Here is an 8,287-nt window from a genome sequence, read left to right on the forward strand (position 1 = left end):
GTACCGGGCTGAGAGGCGGTGTAAGTGAACTGTAGTTGCCATGTTTTACGGCAATGAGAGCAGAGATAGCGCTGATGTCCGGCAGTGCTTTTGCCGTTACGCACCACGCCTTCAGTAGCGGAGCAGGAAGGACATCTGATGGAAATGGAAGCCACGCAAGCACTTTAAAATCACCATCATACACTAAATCAGTAAGTTGGCAGCATTACCGACATGTCGTTGTTCAGCGTTCCTTTGCTATTACCAAAGAAAACAGAACCGAAGGTCATTTTAGCTGTACTACCTGGATTCGGATTTGCTTTGCTGCAGTCAACGGTGATGCTGAAAGGTTTGGCTTTAGCGCCAACGGTGTCATTCAGCACGCCAGCATCGATTTCACCAACAGTTGCAGTTTGCAGCAGGATCAGACCATCTTTATTACCGCCGTCAACGCGGGTTTCACAGGTGTTATCAACAACCAGACCACTGATATTTAACTGACCACCATCCATATCAGCAGAAGCAGTACCTGCAACCATTGCCAGCATAAGACCAGACAGGGCAAAACCTAATTTTTTAGACATAAAAATCCTTGAATAAAATTCCATTAGTCAGACTACTGGTTTGAAGAATGACTATTCATGACACAAATGTTATAAGCAGATGCTAGATATTAATGAGTAATGATATTTGTTACCAAAATTTACAGCTATTGTTCATTAGGACGCCTATTGTGCACTTTAAGGGCTTTTGAACAAATTAAATTTTCTTAATTCAAAATTAAGCAAAAATAAATTCACAAGTGCAATTGGTTAGGGTATGGCGATGGGATTGATATTTATCTGCGGGAATTTATATTATGTTTCTGCAAAAATGTTTAAACTAAAATTTTTATTAAGGAAAGAGAGGATGTATGATTTTCAGAAAATATTTATATTCGTAATATAAATAAATTACCATTTGCTTAATTCGTCAAATGCTCTTGTATGTAAGACTTCACGCAACGTCTCCCCATCAGGAAACGCCAGCTCCGGTGCAATCTCAAACAGCGGCCACAGCATAAATCCACGATTCTTCATATCGTAGTGCGGAACGGTCAGGCGTTCGGTATTTATCACTTCATTACCAAACAGCATGATATCGAGATCCAGCGTGCGTGGTCCCCAGCGTTCAGCTTTACGAACACGATCCTGTTGCAGTTCTATGCGCTGTGTATGGTTGAGTAACTCTTCCGGGGCGAGCGAAGTTTCAAGCGCCACGGAGGCGTTGAGGTAATCGGGTTGATCTTGCGGCCCCAGCGGTGGAGTGCGGTAAAACGAAGAAACGGCAAGAATGTGGCTTTCAGGGATATCGCCTAATGCTTTCAGGGCAGCATTGACCTGCTCCAGCGGAGAGGCCAGATTGCTGCCTATGGCAATATACGCCACTGTCATGCGGTACCCTCACGACGCGGTGCGCGTTTGCGTGGACGACGAGTACGGCGACGCGGTGACGGCTCTTCATCCAACTCGTTAAGCATCCCTTTTTGATCTGGTGGCGCGGAAACCTGGAACTCACCCCACCATTTCACCAGACGCTGCAGTTCAGCGTTACGTTCAACTTCAGCTCGCAAGGCCAACAGGTCATAAGCCGCACGGAACTTAGGATGCTCCAGCAGTTTCCATGCGCGTTTACCCTGACGACGGGACATACGCAACTGCAACTGCCAGATATCGCGGGTTAACGTCGTCAGACGTTTCGGGATTGCCAGTGAACGGCAGGCTTCGTCCAGCACGTCGTTCATCGCCAGCGCGAAAGCGTCGTGATAGGTCAGGCCGCTTTCCTGGGCGATCTTCTGTGCCGTCTCCAGCAGTGGGTACCAGAACATGGCGGCAAACAAGAACGCCGGGTTCACGCGCATATCGTTATGGATACGCGTATCGGTATTCTTCAGCACCTGTTCAATGATCCGCTCCATCGGGCTGTCGCCATTTTCCGTGAAGTAGCGGGTAATGGTCGGGAACAGCGGCTGGAACAGATGATATTCACACAACAGCTTATAGGTTTCGTAACCGTAGCCCGCTTGTAGCAGTTTAAGCGATTCTTCAAACAGGCGTGCCGGTGGGATATCGTTCAGCAGGGTAGCGAGGCGAGGGATCGGTTCTGCGGTTTCCGGGCTGATGCGCATACCCAATTTGGCGGCAAAACGTACCGCGCGCAGCATACGTACCGGATCTTCACGGTAGCGCGTTTCCGGGTTACCAATCAGACGGATAACGCCGTCCTTCAGATCCTTCATGCCGCCAACGTAATCACGGACGGTAAAATCCGCTACGCTGTAATACAGGCTGTTGATAGTGAAATCGCGGCGCTGGGCGTCTTCTTCGATGGAGCCGAAAATGTTGTCGCGCAGCAACATGCCGTTTTGCCCGCGTTGGGAGGTCGTGCGGTCGCTGACGTTACCTTCGTGGTGTCCACGGAAGGTTGCAACTTCGATAATCTCCGGGCCAAACATCACATGAGCCAGACGGAAACGGCGACCCACAAGGCGGCAGTTACGGAACAGTTTGCGCACCTGCTCAGGCGTGGCGTTAGTGGTTACGTCAAAATCTTTCGGCTTTTTGCCAAGTAACAGGTCGCGCACGCCGCCGCCAACCAGCCAGGCTTCGTATCCCGCTTTATTGAGCCTGTACATTACCTTCAGGGCATTTTCACTGATATCTTTGCGGGAAATAGCATGCTGCTCACGCGGGATCACCGTCACCTGTGGACGGGCGACTGCCTGTTCAGCCTCGCTTTCCTCGCGGCTTAGCACCTTGCGGCAAAAATTAGCGACTCGGGTAAAAATAGTACACCTCGGTAGTGTCAAACATCATTCAGGACAAAAAAATAGCGGCTAATCATAGCTCAGCATGACGCATTTGAGAATGTTGAATTTACAATTGCCGACTCGGGCACGGCGGTCAGCGTCCAGTTTTTGACGGCTGACTGAAGGATTTGCTCGACGCTGAAATCCTGCCAGTGTGCTTCTGCCAGCTGCCCCAGAAATTGAAGTGCCGCGATTAGTACCGGGCGTGGATCGCCTTTCGGCAACGCAGGCGCATGATTCTGCTTGGAAAGTTTAGCGCCTTGTGGATTAAGCGCCAGCGGCAGATGAATGTAATCTGGCACTTTCCAGCCAAAAAGCTGGTACAGCGAGATTTGCCTTACTGTTGGTTCAATCAGATCAGCCCCACGCACTATTTCTGTAACGCCCTGGAAATGATCATCAACCACAACAGCCAGGTTGTAGGCGAACAACCCATCACGGCGATGAATGATAAAATCTTCCCGTGCCAGTTTTTCGTCGGCGTGAATAATGCCGCGCAGCTGGTCAGTAAATTGCGTGACCGGATGCTGCTGGCGGATACGCACTGCGGCGTTGTCTGGTCCATGATGCAACACCCGGCAATGACCGTCGTAAATACCGACAATGCTTTGAATACGCGCACGCGTACAGGTGCAGTAATAACTTAGTCCTTGTTCATGTAACCAGGCGAGTGCTTCACGATAGGCGTCGTGACGTTGCGATTGCCAGAGAACATCGCCGTCCCAGTGCAGACCGTAATGTTCCAGCTGGCGCAGGATAGTTTCTGCGGCACCGGGAACTTCACGAGGCGGGTCGATATCTTCTATGCGTACCAGCCAGCGACCTTGCCGGGCGCGAGCCTGCAAATAGCTGCCGAGCGCGGCGATCAGAGAGCCAAAATGAAGCTCGCCGGAAGGAGAGGGGGCGAAGCGGCCAATATACTGTGTGTCTGTCATCTCTTTGAACAAAAAATAAGGCGGGAGCATTTCCCGCCTGTGGTAAACGTGATGGAACGGCTGTAATTAGCCAGCCATCTGTTTTTCGCGAATTTCAGCCAGCGTTTTGCAGTCGATGCACAGATCGGCTGTCGGGCGCGCTTCCAGACGGCGAATACCAATTTCAACACCGCAGGATTCGCAGTAGCCGAAATCTTCGTCTTCCACTTTTTTCAGCGTCTTCTCGATCTTTTTGATCAGCTTACGCTCGCGATCGCGGTTACGCAGTTCGAGGCTGAACTCTTCTTCCTGGGCTGCACGGTCTACCGGGTCCGGGAAGTTGGCTGCTTCATCCTGCATATGTGTAACGGTGCGATCGACTTCATCCCTGAGTTGATTACGCCATGCTTCCAGAATACGACGGAAGTGCGCCAGCTGGGCTTCATTCATATACTCTTCGCCCGGCTTCTCCTGATATGGTTCCACCCCAGCGATGGCGAGAATACTCAGGGACGATGTTTTACGGTTTTGCCCTTCTTGCATGTTGCTTCTCCTTAACACGCACTATCGATCCCCATGTTCGGGGGAAAAATGAGGCCGCTATAAATAGCAGATGCTTTTCCGGATAGCAATTATCTAAACGTAACACTTGACAACTGTGTGAGGAAAAGCGTATTTGCGCACGCGACCAGAATGTAAATTAACCAGTTACTTACTTTACTACAATGTAACCGGCAGTGATTTTTTAAGAGCCATGCTTTCAGCAGAAATTTCCGCTTTGTAAGCCAGAATTTCTACCCCCCTCTGTTGAGCTTCTGACAATAGTTGCGCGTATTTCTCATCGATGTGGCGCGCGGGTGAAAACCGTGTAATGGCTGAATGCAGCACGGCGAAAAAGATAACCGCACGCAGGCCTTCAGCCGCTACGTTCATCAACTCCCGAAGGTGTTTCTGACCTCGTTCAGTGACCGCATCGGGAAAATATCCCTGTTCGTTCTCCGCTAACGTAACCGATTTCACTTCAATATAGCAGTCTGGACGCGAATCCGCCTGCAACATAAAGTCAATACGGCTGCGTTCTGCGCCATATTTTACTTCGCTTTTCAGCGAGCTATAGCCTGACAGTTCTGAAATTGATTCATTAAGGATAGCCTCTTTCGTCAACCTGTTAGCCCAAAGCGTATTGACGCAAATAAATGCGCCGCTCTGGCTTTGAGTTAGTTCCCAGGTGTGTGGGTATTTCCGTTTGGTGTTGTCTGAAGTCGAATACCAGACGGTATCGCCACGCGTTGCACAACCGGTCATCGCACCCGTATTCGGGCAGTGTAGCGTTAATTCGCGACCATCGGGTGTGATCACATCGGCTAAAAAACGTTTGTAACGCTGAATTAGCGTCGCGCGCTGTAGAGGGGGAGAGAATTCCATTGCGACAATCCTTGTTATTGCATTAGCGCCCAGCGTTTTAGCGGCGTGTAGCGTGTGCGTCCACGGGCAAACGAGGAGGCGTAAAGGGTGAACTCCGTCACCGCATAAGACCAGTTAAAACCTGGCGGCGGGATTGTCACCGCCTCGCTGGCGTCGCGCAATAAGGTAATATGTGGATGAAACGGACGATTGCTTTGAAAACAACCGCTGCGGGCAGCCTGTGAACGGAGCATATTCGCCAGCTGGATTAAGCCGCGTGGCGGCTGACGCATCCCTAACCACACCACACGCGAACGCAGCCATTGTCCGGCGTCATCAAGCGTGAGTGTGAAACCAGGTTGACGAATCCGTCCGGCTAAAAGAGAAAGCGCCTTCTCTTTCTCGGCGCTCACTTCGCCTAAAAATGCCAGAGTCAGATGCAAATTATCGGCGGCGACCGGACGTCCCGCCTCAGGTGGGAAGTGTGTGGCGCGCCAGTGGATAATCTGTTCGCGGATTTCTGCAGGTAAGTCGATAGCAAAGAACAGACGTTGCGGTTCAGACATGTGAGGCACTCGGTTATGAATTACCGCGATGCTACAATGTGGCGCGAAGAATGTTAACCCTCTGGAGCGTTTTGTGTCGTCGTTGCCCGTTGCTGCCGTCTTACCTGAATTACTTACCGCTCTCGATTGTGCGCCGCAGGTATTATTAAGTGCGCCGACCGGGGCCGGGAAATCAACCTGGCTGCCGCTGCAACTGCTGGCGCATCCCGGCATTAACGGGAAAATTATCCTGCTGGAGCCGCGTCGTCTGGCGGCGCGTAACGTCGCGCAACGGCTGGAGGAGCTGCTTAACGAAAAGCCAGGCGATACCGTTGGCTACCGGATGCGTGCGCAAAACTGCGTCGGGCCGAATACCCGCCTGGAAGTAGTTACCGAAGGCGTGCTGACGCGGATGATCCAGCGTGACCCGGAGTTGAGCGGTGTTGGATTGGTGATCCTTGATGAATTTCATGAGCGTAGCTTGCAGGCGGATTTGGCGTTGGCGCTGTTACTCGATGTGCAACAAGGTCTGCGTGATGACCTTAAACTGCTAATTATGTCGGCTACGCTGGACAACGACCGCTTGCAGCAAATGCTGCCAGAAGCGTCCGTCGTCATCTCAGAAGGGCGCTCGTTTCCGGTTGAACGCCGTTATTTACCGCTGCCCGCGCATCAGCGTTTTGACGATGCCGTTGCGGTAGCCACCGCTGAAATGCTGCGTCAGGAAAGCGGATCATTACTGTTATTTTTACCTGGCGTCGGAGAAATTCAGCGTGTGCAGGAACAACTGGCTTCGCGCATCGGCAGTGATGTATTGCTCTGCCCGCTGTATGGCGCGTTGTCGCTGAACGATCAGCGAAAAGCGATCCTCCCGGCACCGCAAGGGATGCGCAAAGTGGTGCTGGCGACCAATATTGCTGAAACCAGTTTAACCATCGAAGGTATTCGTCTGGTGGTGGATTGTGCCCAGGAGCGTGTGGCGCGTTTTGATCCGCGCACGGGGCTAACGCGACTGATTACTCAACGCGTTAGCCAGGCATCCATGACGCAGCGTGCCGGGCGCGCCGGGCGTCTGGAGCCGGGTATCTGCCTGCATCTAATCGCCAAAGAACAAGCAGAACGCGCTGCCGCGCAAAGTGAACCGGAAATCTTACAAAGCGATCTTTCCGGTTTGCTGATGGAATTACTGCAATGGGGATGCAGCGATCCGGCGCAGATGAGCTGGCTGGATCAACCGCCAACGGTGAATCTACTGGCCGCGAAACGCCTGTTACAAATGCTGGGGGCGCTGGAGGGTGAACGGCTTAGTGCGCAGGGGCAAAAAATGGCAGCGCTGGGTAACGATCCGCGTTTAGCGGCAATGCTGGTTAGCGCGAAGAACGACGACGAAGCTGCTACCGCGGCAAAAATTGCCGCCATTCTCGAAGAGCCGCCACGGATGGGCAATAGTGACCTGGGCGTGGCGTTTTCGCGCAATCAACCAGCCTGGCAGCAACGTAGTCAGCAACTGTTAAAACGCTTAAACGTACGTGGCGGTGAGGCAGACAGTTCGCTTATCGCGCCGCTACTTGCCGGGGCGTTTGCCGATCGCATTGCTCGTCGCCGTGGGCAAGATGGACGCTATCAACGGGCAAACGGCATGGGAGCGATGCTCGATGCCGACGACGCGCTAAGCCGCCACGAATGGTTGATCGCACCGTTATTATTGCAGGGCAGCGCCTCGCCGGATGCGCGGATTTTACTGGCGCTGCCGGTCGATATTGATGAGTTAGTACAACGCTGCCCGCAGCTGGTACAGCAGTCTGACACTGTGGAGTGGGATGACGCGCAAGGTACGCTGAAAGCCTGGCGTCGGCTGCAAATCGGTCTGCTGACGGTGAAAGTGCAGCCGCTGGCGAAACCCTCGGAAGACGAGTTGCATCAGGCGATGCTTAATGGCATCCGTGATAAAGGTTTAAGCGTGCTCAACTGGACGGCGGAAGCGGAACAGCTACGCTTGCGTTTGTTATGCGCCGCAAAGTGGTTGCCGGAATATGACTGGCCAGCGGTTGATGATGAAAGTTTATTGGCGACGCTGGAAACGTGGCTGCTGCCACATATGACTGGCGTACATTCACTACGCGGCCTGAAATCACTCGACATTTATCAGGCACTACGCGGATTACTTGATTGGGGAATGCAGCAACGTCTGGATAGTGAATTGCCTGCGCATTACACTGTGCCGACGGGAAGCCGGATCGCTATTCGTTATCATGAAGATAACCCGCCCGCGCTGGCGGTGAGAATGCAAGAGATGTTTGGCGAGGCCACCAATCCGACGATCGCCCAGGGGCGCGTGCCGCTGGTGCTGGAGTTGCTTTCACCTGCCCAAAGGCCATTACAAATCACACGAGATTTGAGCGCCTTCTGGAAAGGAGCGTACCGTGAGGTGCAAAAAGAGATGAAAGGGCGTTATCCCAAACATGTCTGGCCGGACGACCCGGCAAATACTGCACCGACGCGACGGACGAAAAAGTATTCGTAAGGTTGGTTTTCTCCCTCTCCCTGTGGGAGAGGGCCGGGGTGAGGGCATCAGCGCGCACGTTACCCTCACCCTA

At 52.6% G+C, this 8,287-nt stretch carries 8 protein-coding genes and 1 pseudogene; 1 reads left to right on the forward strand and 8 read right to left on the reverse strand.

Annotated elements, in window-relative coordinates; translation table 11 throughout:
- From BFF42_RS06600 to thpR, 8 genes and pseudogenes are all read right to left on the reverse strand, one after another.
- On the reverse strand, positions 1-155 hold a 155-nt coding region (locus BFF42_RS06600), incomplete at its 3' end, for an IS1 family transposase (protein WP_001348782.1).
- 39 nt (positions 156-194) lie between these two features.
- Positions 195-563, reverse strand: a pseudogene (locus tag BFF42_RS06605) (fimbrial protein); the annotation flags it as partial.
- Positions 564-932: 369 nt separating this feature from the next.
- A complete protein-coding gene (gene folK, locus BFF42_RS06610) occupies positions 933-1,412 on the reverse strand; it encodes a 2-amino-4-hydroxy-6-hydroxymethyldihydropteridine diphosphokinase (protein ID WP_000215134.1) in 480 nt (159 codons plus the stop codon).
- Entirely contained in the window at positions 1,409-2,806 is a 1,398-nt protein-coding gene (pcnB, locus tag BFF42_RS06615) for a polynucleotide adenylyltransferase PcnB (protein WP_010723084.1), read from the reverse strand. Before pcnB ends, folK begins: the two co-directional genes overlap by 4 nt.
- A gap of 59 nt (positions 2,807-2,865) precedes the next feature.
- Positions 2,866-3,762, reverse strand: a complete 897-nt coding sequence (gene gluQRS, locus BFF42_RS06620) for a tRNA glutamyl-Q(34) synthetase GluQRS (RefSeq protein WP_039058974.1) — start codon at positions 3,760-3,762, stop codon at positions 2,866-2,868.
- A gap of 66 nt (positions 3,763-3,828) precedes the next feature.
- The gene (dksA, locus tag BFF42_RS06625; protein WP_001155227.1) at positions 3,829-4,284 is read right to left on the reverse strand and encodes an RNA polymerase-binding protein DksA; all 456 of its coding nucleotides are present in this window, start codon (positions 4,282-4,284) and stop codon (positions 3,829-3,831) included.
- A gap of 177 nt (positions 4,285-4,461) precedes the next feature.
- Positions 4,462-5,166 carry a DNA/RNA nuclease SfsA gene (gene sfsA, locus BFF42_RS06630; RefSeq protein ID WP_000396053.1) on the reverse strand — a complete coding sequence of 235 codons (705 nt, stop codon included), beginning with the start codon at positions 5,164-5,166 and terminating at the stop codon, positions 4,462-4,464.
- A 14-nt stretch (positions 5,167-5,180) separates the two neighbouring features.
- A complete protein-coding gene (gene thpR / locus BFF42_RS06635; RefSeq protein WP_001294699.1) occupies positions 5,181-5,711 on the reverse strand; it encodes an RNA 2',3'-cyclic phosphodiesterase in 531 nt (176 codons plus the stop codon).
- A gap of 73 nt (positions 5,712-5,784) precedes the next feature.
- Here thpR and hrpB point away from each other — a divergent pair, with 73 nt between their 5' ends.
- Positions 5,785-8,214 carry an ATP-dependent helicase HrpB gene (gene hrpB / locus BFF42_RS06640; protein WP_012421213.1) on the forward strand — a complete coding sequence of 810 codons (2,430 nt, stop codon included), beginning with the start codon at positions 5,785-5,787 and terminating at the stop codon, positions 8,212-8,214.
- Positions 8,215-8,287: the final 73 nt, after the last annotated feature.

Origin of the sequence: Shigella sp. FC1661, assembly GCF_001712525.1 — a bacterium.
Taxonomy (GTDB): domain Bacteria; phylum Pseudomonadota; class Gammaproteobacteria; order Enterobacterales; family Enterobacteriaceae; genus Escherichia; species Escherichia coli.